14 protein-coding genes and 2 tRNA genes are annotated in these 16,618 nt (G+C 35.7%); all 16 read right to left on the bottom strand.

Annotated elements, in window-relative coordinates:
• Window positions 1-144: 144 nt before the first annotated feature.
• The 16 genes from spoIIE to glmU all read right to left on the bottom strand — a co-directional run bounded on the left by spoIIE (window position 145) and on the right by glmU (window position 16,320).
• Complete coding sequence (gene spoIIE, locus AC2CGR_RS27645) at window positions 145-2,616, bottom strand: stage II sporulation protein E (RefSeq protein WP_001123535.1); 2,472 nt, start codon at window positions 2,614-2,616, stop codon at window positions 145-147.
• Between the two features lie 259 nt (window positions 2,617-2,875).
• Window positions 2,876-2,947, bottom strand: a tRNA-Glu gene (locus AC2CGR_RS27640).
• A gap of 13 nt (window positions 2,948-2,960) precedes the next feature.
• A tRNA-Met gene (locus tag AC2CGR_RS27635) sits at window positions 2,961-3,034 on the bottom strand.
• Between the two features lie 160 nt (window positions 3,035-3,194).
• On the bottom strand, window positions 3,195-3,677 hold the full coding sequence (locus tag AC2CGR_RS27630; RefSeq protein ID WP_000021452.1) for a S1 domain-containing RNA-binding protein: 483 nt from the start codon (window positions 3,675-3,677) through the stop codon (window positions 3,195-3,197).
• Between the two features lie 87 nt (window positions 3,678-3,764).
• Complete coding sequence (divIC, locus tag AC2CGR_RS27625; protein WP_001208736.1) at window positions 3,765-4,124, bottom strand: cell division protein DivIC; 360 nt, start codon at window positions 4,122-4,124, stop codon at window positions 3,765-3,767.
• The gene (yabQ, locus tag AC2CGR_RS27620; protein ID WP_484481372.1) at window positions 4,121-4,774 is read right to left on the bottom strand and encodes a spore cortex biosynthesis protein YabQ; all 654 of its coding nucleotides are present in this window, start codon (window positions 4,772-4,774) and stop codon (window positions 4,121-4,123) included. Before yabQ ends, divIC begins: the two co-directional genes overlap by 4 nt.
• The gene (gene yabP / locus AC2CGR_RS27615; RefSeq protein ID WP_001059101.1) at window positions 4,771-5,079 is read right to left on the bottom strand and encodes a sporulation protein YabP; all 309 of its coding nucleotides are present in this window, start codon (window positions 5,077-5,079) and stop codon (window positions 4,771-4,773) included. The genes yabQ and yabP overlap by 4 nt, the downstream gene beginning before the upstream one ends.
• A gap of 58 nt (window positions 5,080-5,137) precedes the next feature.
• On the bottom strand, window positions 5,138-5,413 hold the full coding sequence (locus AC2CGR_RS27610; RefSeq protein WP_001234876.1) for an RNA-binding S4 domain-containing protein: 276 nt from the start codon (window positions 5,411-5,413) through the stop codon (window positions 5,138-5,140).
• Window positions 5,414-5,427: 14 nt separating this feature from the next.
• The gene (gene yabN, locus AC2CGR_RS27605; protein WP_087966735.1) at window positions 5,428-6,888 is read right to left on the bottom strand and encodes a bifunctional methyltransferase/pyrophosphohydrolase YabN; all 1,461 of its coding nucleotides are present in this window, start codon (window positions 6,886-6,888) and stop codon (window positions 5,428-5,430) included.
• A gap of 12 nt (window positions 6,889-6,900) precedes the next feature.
• Entirely contained in the window at window positions 6,901-8,502 is a 1,602-nt protein-coding gene (locus AC2CGR_RS27600) for a putative polysaccharide biosynthesis protein (protein WP_087966737.1), read from the bottom strand.
• Window positions 8,503-8,731: 229 nt separating this feature from the next.
• A complete protein-coding gene (gene spoVT / locus AC2CGR_RS27595) occupies window positions 8,732-9,268 on the bottom strand; it encodes a stage V sporulation protein T (RefSeq protein WP_000648306.1) in 537 nt (178 codons plus the stop codon).
• A 136-nt stretch (window positions 9,269-9,404) separates the two neighbouring features.
• The gene (gene mfd / locus AC2CGR_RS27590) at window positions 9,405-12,935 is read right to left on the bottom strand and encodes a transcription-repair coupling factor (RefSeq protein ID WP_000579713.1); all 3,531 of its coding nucleotides are present in this window, start codon (window positions 12,933-12,935) and stop codon (window positions 9,405-9,407) included.
• A gap of 105 nt (window positions 12,936-13,040) precedes the next feature.
• Entirely contained in the window at window positions 13,041-13,265 is a 225-nt protein-coding gene (locus AC2CGR_RS27585) for an anti-sigma-F factor Fin (RefSeq protein WP_000399440.1), read from the bottom strand.
• Window positions 13,266-13,335: 70 nt separating this feature from the next.
• Window positions 13,336-13,896 (bottom strand): aminoacyl-tRNA hydrolase, encoded by a 561-nt coding sequence (pth, locus tag AC2CGR_RS27580; RefSeq protein ID WP_087966753.1) that lies wholly within the window; start codon window positions 13,894-13,896, stop codon window positions 13,336-13,338.
• 72 nt (window positions 13,897-13,968) lie between these two features.
• Complete coding sequence (locus tag AC2CGR_RS27575; RefSeq protein WP_000107420.1) at window positions 13,969-14,922, bottom strand: ribose-phosphate diphosphokinase; 954 nt, start codon at window positions 14,920-14,922, stop codon at window positions 13,969-13,971.
• Window positions 14,923-14,940: 18 nt separating this feature from the next.
• Window positions 14,941-16,320: a bifunctional UDP-N-acetylglucosamine diphosphorylase/glucosamine-1-phosphate N-acetyltransferase GlmU gene (glmU, locus tag AC2CGR_RS27570; protein WP_000071036.1), complete on the bottom strand. Its 1,380-nt coding sequence runs from the start codon at window positions 16,318-16,320 to the stop codon at window positions 14,941-14,943.
• Window positions 16,321-16,618: the final 298 nt, after the last annotated feature.

Here is a 16,618-nt window from a genome sequence, read left to right as displayed (position 1 = left end):
AGATATACAAAAATTACATTTTTATCTTACATCATCCGTATATATTCACAAAAATAATAACATTATCTTTTAAAGCAAAAAAACCTAGGTATTCACCTAGGTTTTTAGAAAGAAAAAGCGATAAAGAAACATCACACTTCAACTTTATTGTGCCTGCATTCCCACAATTGGAATGGTAGCCCACTTCGGCATATTTTTCTTCACCTTCGCCACCACAATAGTCATATCATCATTTATATAACCATCACCAGAGCGAATCACCTCTTCCATGATGATATCAGCAATTTCTTGTGGATCTTCAGTTTGTAACTCTTTAATTTTCCGCTTCATCCATAATTCATGATTCTCCACATGTTGCGCTCCCTCAAAAATTCCATCGCTCATCATAATAAGGATATCACCTGTTTTTAATTGCTCACCCACTACATCAACTTCAACATCCTCAATAATTCCCATTGGCAAATTACTTGCTTCAATTTTCAAAATATTATTTGCGCGTTTAACAAAACTCGGCGTCGATCCAATCTTTAAAAACTTCGCACTCGCATCCCGTAAATCTACCATAGCTAAATCTAACGTCGTAAACATCTCTTCTGTTGTTCTTAAAGAAAGAATAGAGTTAATAGACTTAATTGCTATTTCTTCATCAATGCCTGATTGAAGTATTTTTTGTAATAATTTCACCGTTTCTTTACTCTCCATATGAGCTCTTTGCCCATTTCCCATACCATCACTAATTGCAAGAGCATATTTACCAACACTTAAATCCATCATTGCATAAGAATCACCTGAAACAAAACCACCACCTTTTGCAGCTGTGGCTAAGCCCGTATCAAGAGAATACGTTTTTGCTGAACCAAATGATATTAAGCTATGGCCGTTCGGATAAGAAGATTTTTCTTCATGCTTAACAACAATATTTTCCTTTAGAATATCAGAAAGCATCGGTGCAACTAATTTTTCACACTCTCCGTGTTCATTAGATGCAACTGGAATCAACATTTCAATATCAATGCTTCCTCTATCTAAACAATAAATATCAACATGCTCCACTTCTACACCAAAATCACGAAACGCTTGCAGAATCTGCTCTTCCTGTACTTGATGATTTTCTCGTTCTCTTTGTATCTCCTTAGCAAAATCCTCCATAACTTTTGATACACCTAATAGTTGCTCCGCTACTATTCTACGATTTTCTTTCATTTGTTTTCTTAATTTTTGCCCCTCATAGAAGTGATCTAATTCACCTGCTACTAAATCCGTCACTTTCTTTCCTCTCACACAATGCTTGTCCCATTCACGAACTAACTTCCGATTATGCTGCAACGTCCCCTCTTCCGTTTCACTCATTATTTGTTTCATATAATCGTACGTTTTATCGAAATTAACTACCCAGCATTGGTCCTTTTTAAAGCATGTTTGACATGTTTTTGCAGTAATTGTACTTAAGAACAAATCTGCCTCCGTCTCTTTATCTTCCTCCTCCACATATCCATATACAGAAAAGCTATTAGATAAAGCAGCAAACACATTGGCAAATTGATTGATTTTATTCGCCGTAACATCACGCATCCTTCTTAAATACTGTTGTTGATCTTGCGAATGCTCTTGTGTACCTGGCATGAATTTAGCAATACGATCCATAACAAGTTTCGGTGTTAATAAGAAGAAAGCAATTGCCACACCAGATTCGATTAAAGTTGTCACAATGTTTGTTTGCTTGTCTACATATAGCGTAATCAAGCTTGTCCCAATTAACAAACCTAAACTAACACCTAAGCGTTTCCCTTCTTTTAACAAACCACCAAGTAATCCAGAAAAAGCAAGCAGACTAAGTTGGGACAAACTAGAGACATTTGCTAAGCTTAATATTAACCCAGTGACGACCCCTACTGTAGATCCTGTAGCCGCTCCTGCAATAAACGCAAACACAAGCACTAAATACCTAGTAAAAATATGTTGAATAGAAGCGTCATATACGAACCAATCTGTTGTACCTGTTAAAACGGATGCTAGTAATATAATTAAACAAACAATTTCTTCTGTCTCTAACGCTTGTTGTTTCCCTTTTCTTTCTACTAAAAGCGGGACACTTTGTAAAAATATCATAGTTAATACGAAGCTAAGCCCGGCCTCAATTGTACTAACAAGTAAATCGTACATGGTGACAGTTTGTTGCGCAAAATATACGACAACTAAATGTGCGGTTAATGCGGAGATAAATACTTGGAATGGAACAAGTCCAACAGTTTTACGTGTAAATCGACTAAAGAAGATATTATAAATGAAGAAAGTAAAAATAGATGCAAAGGTAAAGAATAAATTATCTATCGAAACTGAAAGTGCGCCCCCCATTAGAGCCAAGAACGCGAGCGGCATTTTATCCCGCTTCATAACATAAACAGCAGCAAAAAACGGCAGTGCAAACGGTAAAATGTTTGTTAATATATATGCTCGCCCCAAAAGAAAACCAATAACAACAATAATAAATCCCCATCTAAAGAAAACTTGCTCAAACTTCATTCGCAACTTACTCGTCCACTTTACTCCTCCAAGCTGACCCTCATTCATTGCCAATGCACTTGTATTCATAGTATTCCTTCCTGCTTTAGGCATATTTTTAACACCACCTGCATAGTTTAATTACTGTCATTATAAAAGATGATTATTGGGATTTTTGTCAAAACAACAGTTTTCACTTTTATAATCGTTCGACTTTTTATTCGAAATAACTCTACATATATACACAGTATGTATTTTATTTTTAATATTTTAATCGAACATTCAGAAAATATAGGGTGATTTTGTAGAAGTGTTGTATGTCTTAATTCATTTAACAAAAAAAGATCATGCGCATTTGCATGATCTTTTTAGATGACCCGTACGGGATTCGAACCCGTGTTACCGCCGTGAAAGGGCGGTGTCTTAACCACTTGACCAACGGGCCGTTAAATTAAATATAGCGGCGGAGGGGATCGAACCCCCGACCTCACGGGTATGAACCGTACGCTCTAGCCAGCTGAGCTACACCGCCATGTCGTCTTATTTAACGGACAATTAGTATCTTACCTCAGATATAATTTAAAGTCAACACATCTTGAAAACTTTTTTAAAAATATATTTTCACATATAAAAAAGCACCCTGAGCAATCGCCCTGGGCACCTCTCTATATTCTAAGAATTAAACGTTCTTATTATCCGCGACGTGCGCCACGGCCACCACGTTTAGATTCAGTGTTACGCTTTAAAGAAGTTAAACGATCTTCGCTATCCTTTAAGAAACGTGCCATCTTTTGCTCGAATGTTTCTTTTGGAGCGCGGTCGTTACCGCCACCACGGTTATCTCTGTTGAAAGAACGATTACGTTGTGGACGTCCAGAACGTTGTTGATCACCACCGCGTTGGTATTCACCACGTGGACGATCTCCTTCTGTTTTTTCACGCTCTTTCGCTTTTTTAATAGATAGACCGATCTTACCATCTTTTTCAACGTTAATAACTTTTACTTCTACTTGGTCGCCCACTTTTAAGTGATCGTTAATATCTTTCACATAATTATCAGCAACTTCACTAATATGAACAAGACCCGTTAAGCCTTCTGGCAGCTCCACAAAAGCCCCAAAATTTGTAATACCTGTTACTTTACCCTGTAACTTGCTGCCTACCTCGATTGACATAAAAAAAATGCTCCTCCTTAGTGGTTAAAAAGTCAAATTTTACTTTATTATATATAATCCTAAAATATAGTGTCAATAAGACATACTCTACTTAGAAACAGGAAAAATTATCTCCCCTTTTCCAGAGAAGAAATAATCCCTTCTAGCAATCTTTAATACGTACTCTTCATCATTTAACTTTTGAACTTCGTCTTTTAGACTCTTTTCTTTATTCGTTAATGAATCCAGTTCTTTTTTCATGTCCTTAACTTTTGCTTCTTTTGCTTTAATGGAACTGTTTTGTTGATAAAACGTTACACTAATACTCGCAATAATTGTAAAAGCAAAGACAAGAAAAACCGCTAAACGGCGATAAAGTCGCTTCCTGTTCTCATCCGTTTGTATTATATGCTCTTTAACAGGATTTGGACTCTGTTTTTCGATTGTTCTTTGTCTCAGTTCCCTCATTTCCGAGGTCCCCCTAACTTCTTTTTTATACGCTCACATAATTGGAAGATATGTCCCTTCAATTTTGCTATATATTGCAGGAACCCTACATGCTTCATTATAAAAAGTTTAACACGATTAGGGAGAAGTTTCCATATGAGCGAAGCAATAAATCGAACAGGCCAGAAAAAAACTTTCCATATGAAAAGTAATATCCAAACCACCATTTTCCATAACACATGTCCAATTGAAAGCAGTATACGAAATAAGAATAATATAAATGCAATAAATAGCTGCGCTATAATAATAACAGGTTTTATCATGAGTAGCTGTATAATTTGAACAAAAAAGTGTGTTGTTTGCACAAAAATATAGATGAGAAAATTTAACAGTCTCATGTATATTGCTTTCAACATGCTTTGATATGCCGCAAAACCACATAATAATGCTAAAAATACATATATACGTAGTTCAGCTTCATTTACAAGAAGCAATACGTAAAAAACGAATAATGCTTGGACAATCCAAAACAGTATATCATGTATAAATACAAGCCAACGCTTACGTTCTTGACGTTTTAAAAATCGTTGGTATGTATCTAAAGACGCTCCAATCCAAGCACCCATTCCGATCATTGAGAGCATCGTATACAACTGAATTGTTAGACTCATTTAAACAACTTACTAAAGAAGCCTTTAGTTTTCTCCCCTTGATTCTCATCAATATACAACATCTCATGAACTTTCCCTTTAATCGATACAACACCTTTTTCTACATCTAAATTTTTCATTTGCAAATTTTGACCACGAATTGTTAAAAAGCCCATTACGGTCTCAAGTAAAAACTCTTCGCTATCAAAACTCTCTACCTGCTTTACACCGGTAATATCAATTACACGCCTGCCACGCATAATAATATCATGCTCTACAGAAACATTTTGTTGATTAGAAGACATAGGTGAGTAACCATTATTCACGTAAATCCCCCCATACATTTATACTAGCTAATAGTAATGTATGAAGGGATAATCGATTTTAGAACAAGCCTTCTTCAGCCTTTACTTTTTCTTCACGAACTAAGCTATACATATTTGCTGCATCTTCTTTCTTAGTCGTTTCTTTTAATTCATTTATTTTTACAGTTACTATTTTTTGACCAAAACGAATTGTTAATTCATCAGCTACTTTCACATCCGAACTCGCTTTTGCCACTTGACCATTAATGGATATTCTTCCTTGATCAGCTACTTCTTTCGCCAATGTTCTTCTTTTAATTAAACGTGATACTTTTAAAAACTTATCTAGACGCATATTAAATCCCCCTATTAACGCTCTGTTTGTTTTGCCTCTTCCCAGAAAACATCTAACTGCTCTAATGATAAATCTTGCATCTCTTTATTCATTTCAGCTACCTTTGCTTCCATGTATAAAAAACGACTGACGAATTTCTCATTTGTTGAACGTAACGCTTCTTCTGGATCTATTTTATAATGACGAGCTATATTAACAAACGCAAATAGTAAATCGCCAAATTCACTTAACATCTTCGCCTCATCCATGTTTGTAACTTCTTGTTGGAACTCTTGCCATTCTTCTAAGGCTTTCTCTATCATCGGCTGTACATCAACCCAATCGAAGCCAACCTTACCAGCCTTTTTCTGGATTTCATAAGCGCGTAGTAACTGTGGCAAACTTTTTGGAACTCCATTTAAAACAGATTCTTTTACAAATCCTTTTTCTTCTTTTTTAATTTCTTCCCAATTGGCAATTACTTCATCAGCATTATTTACATCCACATTCCCAAATACATGTGGATGACGACGAACCATTTTCTCAGATAAAGTTCGAATAATATCATCTATAGAGAACCAACCTTCGTCCTCTCCGATTTGGGCATGAAGCATAACTTGTAATAATATATCACCCAGTTCTTCTACTAAGTGATCATCATCCTCTTCATCAATTGCTTCTAACACTTCATAAGCTTCCTCAATTAAATACTTCTTTAAAGATTGATGTGTTTGCTTTTTATCCCATGGGCAACCATTCGGTCCACGAAGATCTGCAATAATTTCTCTAAGCACATCAAACTGTTGATACAAGGACGCACGTTCCTGAACTGGTGGTACGTACACACTCGTTAAATTATTCAACTCCGTTTCATGATCTAACATGTACAACGGTACCTTTTTAACTTGTTCAAATGAAGTCCCTGCAGCTGTTACGATATACACTTCATAATCATCTGGCAGCATCTCCATTAATGTTAATTTCACATCAGATGCAACGAATGCATCATATACTTGGCAAAAGATTAAATGTTGACGTAATTCTAATTGCCCTCTTTCAAATGATGTGGCGTCAATTAATTGGAATCCTTCAATCGGATCAATCTTTAGACTTGCAAACATAGGGTCAAGGAAACTTTGTCCACCTTCAATTCGCACTTCAACATTCGCTACTTCGCCTTTTTCCAACAGTAGCTGAACCGTTCTTTCCGCTACAAGCGGGTGCCCTGGGACAGCATAGATAATTTCTGCGCCTTCAGCTTGTTCTAGCAATGTATTCGCAATTGTTTCATATACAATCTCAAATGTATCATGTGCTTCATATACATTGTCAAAAGCAGTATATTGTATACCTTCTTTCTCTAACTCTTCTATAACGGGATGTTCCTTCGTTCTAACAAACATGTGATCTGCTTCTTTTATTTTTCGATATACACCCATCGTTAACTGATCTAATTCACCAGCACCTAATCCTAAAATAGTAATGATTCCACTCACAACCTGCCACCTCTATCCACTCTTCTTCAATGAACCTTCTTTTTTCTCTTTTTTCATAACGGTTCCTATTTCCGCTTTTGTAAATACACGTAATTTTAAAATGAAAAACATATATGCCAATCCACCGATGGCTACACCTAACAATGCCTCAAGTGTTGCAACACCTCTATGACTTGTATCAATTACTAATCCAGACATTTGCAATACACGCATAAACATTATTAATACAAATCCCATTCCAATACCACTAATAACTACACCTAACATATTCCTTTTGTCGATAAGCGATTCGGATACAGCTCGCATAAGTAATACACTATTTAGTATAGAAATTACAATTAATGCAACTAGCGTTGCAATTGCAGCTCCCTTCACACTAAAATACGGCATTAATATATAATTTAAAGCTAACTTTAAACAACCGCCACATATAACGAATATTGCTGGTTTTAATGTTTGTCCTAACCCTTGCAAAATAGAAGCAGTTGTAATCGACAATGAACTAAATAAAATAGATAAAGATAAAATGGATAAAACATCTGACCCATCACTATTTTCAAACAACATAATATTCGTAGGCTGGATAATACAAGTTAATCCAATGGCCGCTGCAAATCCGATAACAAATGTTATTTTCATCGCTAACCTTACCTTTTCTCGAATAAAGGTAAGATCTCCTCTTTCCTTCGCTGCTGTAATAATTGGAATAAGCGACAACGAGAAGGAAGTTGTCACGACAGTACCTAATTGCATAAGCGGGATACTTCTGTCATAAACACCTTTTAACACCTTTGCGCTTTCAGCCGGCTCTCCAGCTCCAATAAGTAAAGAATAGAAAGAAACAGAATCAGCCATTTGTATAAAAATAAGCACTAAGTTACTAACACAAATCGCTAACCCCTGCCAAAACAGGATTTTAATAATCTTCTTTTTCCCCTTAATCCTCTTTACACTTTTGAAGAATATAGAACGAAAGTCATGACGCATATAAAGTACAAGTACGATAATCCCAATCAGTCCACCCGCGATTGAACCTAGCATAGCACCTGCACCAACTGTATATAAATCAAATTCGTGAGCAATTAGGAATAGAGATAAAAATACAATAATAGAAACACGAATCGTTTGTTCTATCACTTGCGAAACAGCTGTTGGCATCATATTATTGAACCCCTGGAAATATCCTCTTGCTACAGATAAAAATGGCATCAATATGAATGAAAAGGAAATAACACGTAATAACTTATCTAAGTGTATATCGCCTATAGCTGTCGCAATTGCTTCGGCACCAAAGAACAATGTAAAAAATCCTATGAAACCAATCCCTAATAAAAACCAAAAAGATACACAAATAATTTCTTCTGCTTCTTGTTTTTTCCCTCGTTCTAATCGTTCCGCAACCATTTTTGAAATTATAATGGGGAACCCATAAGTAGCTAAAATTAAACAAAATCCATAAAACGGATAAATTTGTTGGTAAATATAAAAACCAATATCACCCGCTATATTTTGATATGGAATACGGTAAAAAGCGCTTAATACCTTTGTAACAAAACTTGCGATTGTTAATATAATAGCCCCACGCCAAAAGGCTTGATACTTCTTCGATTCCATACAAAAAACTCCTTTTTCTATTCTCACCCCTCGTATTATATCATAAAGAAAAGGACAAGCTTCCTTACCTACACGAGTAAGAATACGTTCGTGCAACGCCAGAAATATTCAATGAAAAAAGGTAGCAAAGCGCTACCTTCATTCAATATACATATATCTCCAAATATTTAATTTCTCAAGAAGAAATATCATAATTAGGAAAGATTGCTACTTCTAAAATTATACACCTTTACTGTTCCATTTGTTTCGCTAAGAAACTGGCAGCAGTATTGACCGCTTTGTGCTCTATTTCGCTTATAATCGCTTCTTTTGAAAAAATAATGACAGCCCCAATTGGGTCTCCATTTGCAACAATCGGTCCAACTGTATAAGAATGAACCTTTTCTGTTACACCATCAATAATGGAAATATCACTTTCGTCCGTCATAATAACAGACTTTCTTTCTTCCATCGTTTTTTCAATTAGATCGCCAACGCTTTTATTTAAGTATTCTTTTTTTGATACGCCTGATACCGCGATAATAGAATCTCTATCGCATACAAGCACATTATGTCCTAAGCTATCATATAAAGCTTCTGCATATTCTTTTGCAAAATCACCTAGTTCACTAATTGGAGAATATTTCTTCAAAATTACTTCTCCATCGCGATCAACAAATATTTCTAATGGGTCCCCTTCTCGAATACGTAAAGTTCTACGAATTTCCTTTGGGATTACTACCCTACCTAAATCATCAATTCGACGTACGATTCCAGTTGCTTTCATTCTAATGCTGCCTCACTTTCTACTGATGATGAAAGTGGTGAATTTACCTGTTCATGTAAAAATCACCAACTGTTAGACATAGTATTTTACACATTAGTTCTTCTATGCACGCCGAATTGCATTTTTTTATCTTATATTAGGCATTTATGACTTCTTTTTTCACATCTGGTAGACCTTTTAATAAATTTTCAGCAATTGTTAACCACTTCGATGTCTCTAAGCCATTTGTTTTCATGACGATTTTCAATTGTGATCCTTCCATTCCTAGACCGATCATTCGTCCAAAACTATTTCCGAGCATGAATAATTTTCCGCCATCAATATTTTGACTCGCTTGTTCTGAGAACAGAATTGTTACTTCAAATTTATTTTGCTTAATTAATTCAATTTGTTCTTTCATTGCCAATACTTTAATATTTGCAATTTGCAATAAGTAACCAACTTCTTGCGGGTAATCACCAAATCTATCTATCATCTCTTCCTGCAACTCTTCAATATCTTCAATCGCAGAAACGCCTCTAAATTGTTTATACATCATAATTTTTTGTTTACTATCCGAAATATAAGCATCTGGTAAATATGCATCTACTTCTAAATCAATTTCAACATTAACTGTATTTTCGACTCCGTCTGTTCCTCTACGCTGTTCAATTGCATCTTTTAACATTTGAGAATATAAATCAAATCCGACAGAATCAATAAATCCATGTTGTTCGGCTCCTAACAAGTTACCTGCACCACGAATTGATAAATCTCGCATCGCAATTTTGAAACCGGAACCAAGCTCTGTGAACTCCTTAATGGCTTGCAGACGCTTCTCCGCAACTTCTGATAACACTTTATCCCGTTTGTATGCAAAGTAAGCATATGCAACGCGATTAGAACGTCCAACACGCCCACGTAGCTGATACAACTGCGATAATCCCATACGATCTGCATCAAATACAATTAATGTATTTACATTTGGAATATCTACACCCGTCTCAATAATCGTTGTACTTACAAGAACATCATGCTGTCCTTCTAAAAACGATAGCATAACAGACTCTAATTCACTCTCGTTCATTTTCCCGTGTGCATAAGTTACACGCGCATCTGGAACTAACATCGAAATTTCATCTGCTTTTCGTTCAATATCCTCCACACGATTATATAGGAAGTAAACTTGCCCACCTCTTGCAAGCTCGCGTTCTATCGCTTCTCGCATTAACGCTGGATTATACTCTACTACATATGTTTGAACTGGGAAACGATTTTCCGGCGGCGTCTCAATAACAGATAAATCACGCACACCAAGCATAGACATATGAAGCGTACGTGGAATCGGAGTTGCTGTTAATGTTAATACGTCAACATTTGCTTTTAATTGTTTAATTTTTTCTTTATGCGTTACGCCAAATCTTTGTTCTTCATCAATAATGAGAAGACCTAAATCTTTATAAGTAACATCTTTAGATAAAATACGATGCGTTCCGATTACAATATCTACCGTGCCATCTTTTAAACCTTTAATTGTTTCATTTTGCTGCTTTCTCGTACGGAATCTACTTAATAATCCTATATTGATTGGATAATCTTGAAAACGCTCTCGAATTGTTTCATAGTGTTGTTGTGCAAGGATTGTTGTCGGTACTAAAATTGCAACTTGTTTTTCATCCATAATTGCTTTAAACGCCGCACGAATAGCTACTTCCGTCTTTCCATATCCTACATCACCACAAAGAAGCCTATCCATTGGACGTCCGCGTTCCATATCCTTTTTAATCTCTTCAATAGAACGTAATTGATCCTCTGTCTCTTGATACGGGAAAGACGACTCAAATTCTTGTTGTTCTGCCGTATCTGGTGTATATGCATAACCCTTTGAAGCTTCGCGCTCAGCATATAGTTTAATTAGGTCATCCGCAATGTCTTGTACAGATTTTTCAACTTTCGTTTTGACCTTCTTCCAATCATTTCCGCCCAGTTTATAAACTTTCGGATCCTTACCTTCAGATCCTACATATTTTTGCACTTGGTCAATCTGTTCAATTGGAACGTATAACTTATCATTACCTTGATATTTAATGTTTAGATAATCTTTATGAACACCGTTAATCTCTAATGTCTCAATACCTAAGAATTTACCTATACCATGATTTACATGAACTACATAATCCCCAACTTTTAATTCCGAATAACTTTTAATACGTTCAGCATTCGATAACTTTTGCTTACGTTGTGATTTTTTAACTTTCTTATGAAAAAGCTCTTTTTCAGTAATGACAACAAGCTTTTGCATCGGCATTTCAAATCCTGCATGTAAATCACCTACAGCAATTTGTAACCTTCCAGGCAACAATATATCTGTGCCCTCTACAATATCTGCCTCAATATCATAATCACTTAAAATATGTTGTAGTTTTTTCACACGTTCATCATCTGTACCTAGTACAACAGTCGTAAAATGCCCTTCGTTCCATCTATCAATTTCAGTTTTCAACAACTGCATCTGCCCATGGAAATCTTGCATTGTTTTACATGTCACATTCACAATGTTTTGCGGATGTGTATGTGCTATATGACGTAAGAATAACGTTAAATATACAAAACTTCTTTTTTTATGATGAAGAAATTCTTCAAACGAATGAGAGAAAGTTAAATCTTGAATAATTGTTCCCTCACCAAGAAGGGATATATACCATTCCGCCTCTTCTGTTTCAAGATGTGATGCTGTTTCTTGAATACGTGAAATCTCATCTAAAATCACAACACCATCTTCTGGTAAATAATCTATCAGACTAGCAGGTTCGTTATAGAAAATAGATAAATATTTAAACATCTGTTCTATACTTTGCCCGTTTTTTAACATCTCAATTTCATGACTTACCGTCTCAAGCACTGTAGTCTTCAACTTATCATCGGAAAGTTTTTGCATCGTCTTAGTCAGACCTTCTTCAAGATGCTTAATTCCCGATTTCAATTCTTCCTGCGAAAATAAAAACTCTGTTGCTGGACCAAATCTAACACTTTCTTTTTTATCTTGAGAGCGCTGTTCATCCACATCAAATAATCGAATAGAATCAACCTCTGTATCGAAAAATTCAATACGAAATGGTAGCTCTTCAGTTAGTGGATAAATATCTAATATTCCCCCGCGTAAACTAAATTCTCCAGGAGCTTCTACCATAGACTTACGCTCATAACCGATATGATGTAAAGTATGCAAGAATGTATCTAAATCAATCTCTTGCCCTAGATTGATTTCGATTTGCCTTTGCTTCCACAACTCTTTCATTGGTAAAAATCTGCGTAGTCCTGCAACTGGTGCTACAATAATCCCATGTTCTCCTGCAGCTAAGCGATTTAACACTTCAATACGTTGCGCCTTCAATTCTGGGCTTGCAACACCAAGTTCTGATGCTATCAATTCATTTACTGGATATAGCCATACATCCTTTTCACCAAGTAACGCCACTAAATCTTCATGTACTTTTTGCGCTTGATATAAATTATGCGTCACAATAAGTTGTGATTTTTTTGTTTTTTTATATAAGGCCGCCATTAATAACGAACGAGAAGAGGTTGCCATACCTGATACAAGTTGCTCTTTTAAACCATCTTCTAATCCATTAATGACCGATTGGATCTCTTCATTTTTATAAAATTGCTCTAATAAACCTATCATTTTCAAAACCCCTCTCAACATAAAGAGCAAGCCACTATATTTTATGCAAATATTTTGGAAAAAGAAAACAGAAAAATGCTTTGGACATGCCAAAGCGACAACATTTTATTGCAGAAATTTTTCATATTCATAATACTCAGGATAAGATGCGAGCGTTTCTTGACACAATTCACAAATCGTTTTTATATATATATTTCCATTCTCATGAAAATGAATCATCTCTACTACTTCTTGCTCTGTTAGTTGAAATAAAACGTCGCTATATACTTTTTCTGCGGTAACGGAGCCTACATTACTCCCGCAATGTCTGCAATAATAATACCCTTCCATACTAGCCTCCTAAAAATCCAATTACTGCTAGTATGGGTAAAAACAAAATAAAATATTCCCAATCGTACCCTTAACTATTGAAAGTATTCATGATTTGAAGAAAAGGCTTATTTAACCATTCTTCACATGCATCTGCTGCTTTTTCAATAGAATGATTTACATCAGGAATCTCTTCCGATGTAAAACGTCCTAATACGTAATCTACTACCTTCATTCCATTTTTCGGACGATCGATTCCCATGCGGATACGTTGAAACTCTTGTGTTCCTAAATGTAAAATTGTTGATTTCACACCATTATGTCCACCAGCACTGCCTTTCATACGAAGACGTAATTTACCTACAGGAATGTCTAAATCATCGTACAGAACAACGAAGTCCTCTACATCAATTTTATAGTAATCCATTAGCGGACGAATACTTTCCCCAGATAAATTCATATATGTAAGTGGCTTTAATAAGATTACTTTTTCTCCATTAACAAACCCTGCACCAAATACTCCTTTAAACTTTTGTTCATTCAAAGAAATATTCCAACGCTTTGCAAGTTCATCAATCGCCATAAATCCAATATTATGCCTTGTTAATTCATATTCTCTACCCGGGTTCCCAAGTCCTACTATCAATTTCATTCTTGTACCACTACTTTCTTTTTTCGATACGAAAAGACGTAACCAATCTTGGTTACGTCTCATTCTATCCAATTAATTGAATAATACACTTACAGATTCTTCTTCGTATACACGAATGATTGCTTCTCCGATTAGTGGAGCAACTGAAAGTTCGTGTACTTTGTCGATTTTCTTCTCTTCTGGTAATACGATAGAGTTCGTTACAACTAACTCTTTAATATTTGAGTTTTGGATACGCTCAATTGCTGGACCAGATAATACTGGGTGTGTACAGCAAGCATATACTTCAGAAGCACCGTTCTCAACAAGAGCGTTTGCTGCTAATGTAATTGTACCAGCTGTATCAATGATGTCATCAATTAAAATTGCCGTTTTACCTTCAATATTACCGATAATGTTCATTACCTCAGATACGTTCGGACGAGGACGACGCTTATCAATAATAGCGATTGGTGCTTTTAGGCGATCTGCCATTTTTCTAGCACGAGTTACTCCACCGTGGTCAGGTGACACGATTACGATATCTTTAAGACCTTTTGTTTCAAAGTAATCTGAAAGAATCGGTACACCCATTAGGTGGTCGATTGGGATATCAAAGAACCCTTGAATTTGTGGAGCATGTAAATCTAGAGTGATTACACGAGTTGCACCTGCTGTTTCAAGCAAGTTTGCTACAAGTTTCGATGTAATTGGTTCACGAGAACGCGCTTTACGGTCTTGACGCGCATAACCATAGTAAGGAATAACAATATTAATTGTTTTTGCAGATGCACGCTTTAATGCATCGATCATAATAAGTAATTCCATGATATGTTCGTTTACTGGGAAGCTTGTAGATTGAATAATGAATACATCGCAACCACGGATACTTTCTTCAATGTTAATTTGAACTTCTCCATCACTAAAACGATCAACAGAACATTTTCCTAGTCCTACTCCAATGTGCTTTGCAATTTGCTCAGCAAGTTCCTTATTAGAGTTTAAAGAGAATACTTTCAAATTAGAATTTAGATATTGAGTCGACATCTAGATTAACCCTCCACATTATGATTTTTTCTTATTCAGCAATTGATCAACATAGTCTTCTTTGTTAACTTGACGTGCACGTGCTACAGATAATGCTTTTGATGGAACATTCTCTGTAATTGTAGAGCCTGCTGCCACATAAGCACCATCTTCAACTGTTACAGGAGCAACAAGGTTTGAATTACATCCAATAAATACCCCGTTACCAATTACAGTTTTGAATTTATTCTTACCGTCATAGTTCACCGTAATTGAACCACAACCAAGATTCACGTCTTCTCCAACTTGTGCATCCCCGATATAACTTAAGTGTGAAGCTTTACTTCTATTACCAAAAACAGTTTTTTTGATTTCCACGAAGTTTCCAACGCGTACTTCATCTCCAATAACTGAATCTGGGCGAATATGTGCAAATGGGCCAACCGATACTTCTGTACCAAGCTTACTATCATGTACAGTAGATTGACGAATTGTCGTACGATCTCCAATTTCACTATCGCGAATTACTGTATGCGGTCCAATTTCACAATCAGAACCAATTACAGTGTTACCCTCAATAATTGTTCCTGGATGAAGAACTGTATCACTACCGATAATTGCATCAGCAGAAATATACGTGTTACTTGGATCAATAATAGTAACACCATTTACCATGTTCTTTCGGTTGATACGGTTTTTCATAATAATTTCCGCTTGCGATAGAGCGACTCTGTCGTTAACACCTAACGTTTCATCGAAGTGCTCTGTTTGATAAGCTGATACAATATGACCTTCATTTTTTAAAATCTCAATAACATCTGGCAGGTAATATTCACCTTGTACGTTATCGTTTGAAACTTTAGAAAGTGAAGCAAATAAAGCTTTATTATCAAAACAATACGTACCTGTATTGATTTCTTTAATAGCTAATTCTTTCTCATTTGCATCCTTATGCTCAACAATCTTTTCAACATGACCATTCTCATTACGAACGATACGACCATATCCAGCAGGTTCTTCTATGTAAGCTGTTAACACCGTTGCCATTGCCCCTGCTTCTTTATGTTGCTGAAGTAATGCTTCCATCGTTTCAGCAGTTATTAGCGGCGTATCACCACAAATAACTAAAGTTGTTCCTTCTTCGTTTGCAAGTACACTTGCAGCTTGATCTACAGCATGCGCTGTACCAAGTTGTTCTGCTTGTAATGCAAACTCACTTACGTTTCCTAGCTGTTCTTGTACCATTTCAGCACCATGTCCTACAACAGTTACAAGTTTCTGCAATCCTAATTGAGATACTTGATCGACAACATGTTGTACCATCGGTTTTCCACATACAGGATGAAGCACCTTGTATAGCTTAGACTTCATACGTGTGCCTTTACCCGCAGCTAGAATCACTGCAAATCTGTTTGACATATAGACCCTCCATCGCAACCTATTTATCCATTAACGATATTATCCTAAATCATCATATATTTCAAGAAACACATTTTAACTATTAAATTTTACCATAATTCTTATAAGATGTTTTACTCTTTAGTATCTTTTTTAAGAAATAAGCTATACTATTTAAAATGATTTTGAAAAAATTAGAAGTTTTATCTCTTCGCTTCATTGAACTTAGAATTTTCAGAACAAATGATATATATAATCACAAAAAAACAAACCCCTGTAAATGCTTACAGGAGTTTGTTGCAAAATTATAGGGCTTTCT

It is taken from the genome of Bacillus sp. LSHTCR4, from assembly GCF_057197025.1.
The sequence above is the reverse complement of the archived record's forward strand: the minus strand, read 5'-3'. Positions and strand labels throughout refer to the sequence as shown.

Excerpts from the sequence above, each read along its gene's own strand:
- spoIIE (WP_001123535.1), bottom strand. The coding sequence starts at position 2,616 with ATGCCTAAAGCAGGAAGGAATACTATGAATACAAGTGCATTGGCAATG.
- AC2CGR_RS27630 (WP_000021452.1), bottom strand. The coding sequence starts at position 3,677 with ATGTCAATCGAGGTAGGCAGCAAGTTACAGGGTAAAGTAACAGGTATT.
- divIC (WP_001208736.1), bottom strand. The coding sequence starts at position 4,124 with ATGAGGGAACTGAGACAAAGAACAATCGAAAAACAGAGTCCAAATCCT.
- yabQ (WP_484481372.1), bottom strand. The coding sequence starts at position 4,774 with ATGAGTCTAACAATTCAGTTGTATACGATGCTCTCAATGATCGGAATG.
- AC2CGR_RS27610 (WP_001234876.1), bottom strand. The coding sequence starts at position 5,413 with ATGCGTCTAGATAAGTTTTTAAAAGTATCACGTTTAATTAAAAGAAGA.
- AC2CGR_RS27600 (WP_087966737.1), bottom strand. The coding sequence starts at position 8,502 with ATGGAATCGAAGAAGTATCAAGCCTTTTGGCGTGGGGCTATTATATTA.
- spoVT (WP_000648306.1), bottom strand. The coding sequence starts at position 9,268 with ATGAAAGCAACTGGAATCGTACGTCGAATTGATGATTTAGGTAGGGTA.
- mfd (WP_000579713.1), bottom strand. The coding sequence starts at position 12,935 with ATGATAGGTTTATTAGAGCAATTTTATAAAAATGAAGAGATCCAATCG.
- AC2CGR_RS27585 (WP_000399440.1), bottom strand. The coding sequence starts at position 13,265 with ATGGAAGGGTATTATTATTGCAGACATTGCGGGAGTAATGTAGGCTCC.
- pth (WP_087966753.1), bottom strand. The coding sequence starts at position 13,896 with ATGAAATTGATAGTAGGACTTGGGAACCCGGGTAGAGAATATGAATTA.
- AC2CGR_RS27575 (WP_000107420.1), bottom strand. The coding sequence starts at position 14,922 with ATGTCGACTCAATATCTAAATTCTAATTTGAAAGTATTCTCTTTAAAC.
- glmU (WP_000071036.1), bottom strand. The coding sequence starts at position 16,320 with ATGTCAAACAGATTTGCAGTGATTCTAGCTGCGGGTAAAGGCACACGT.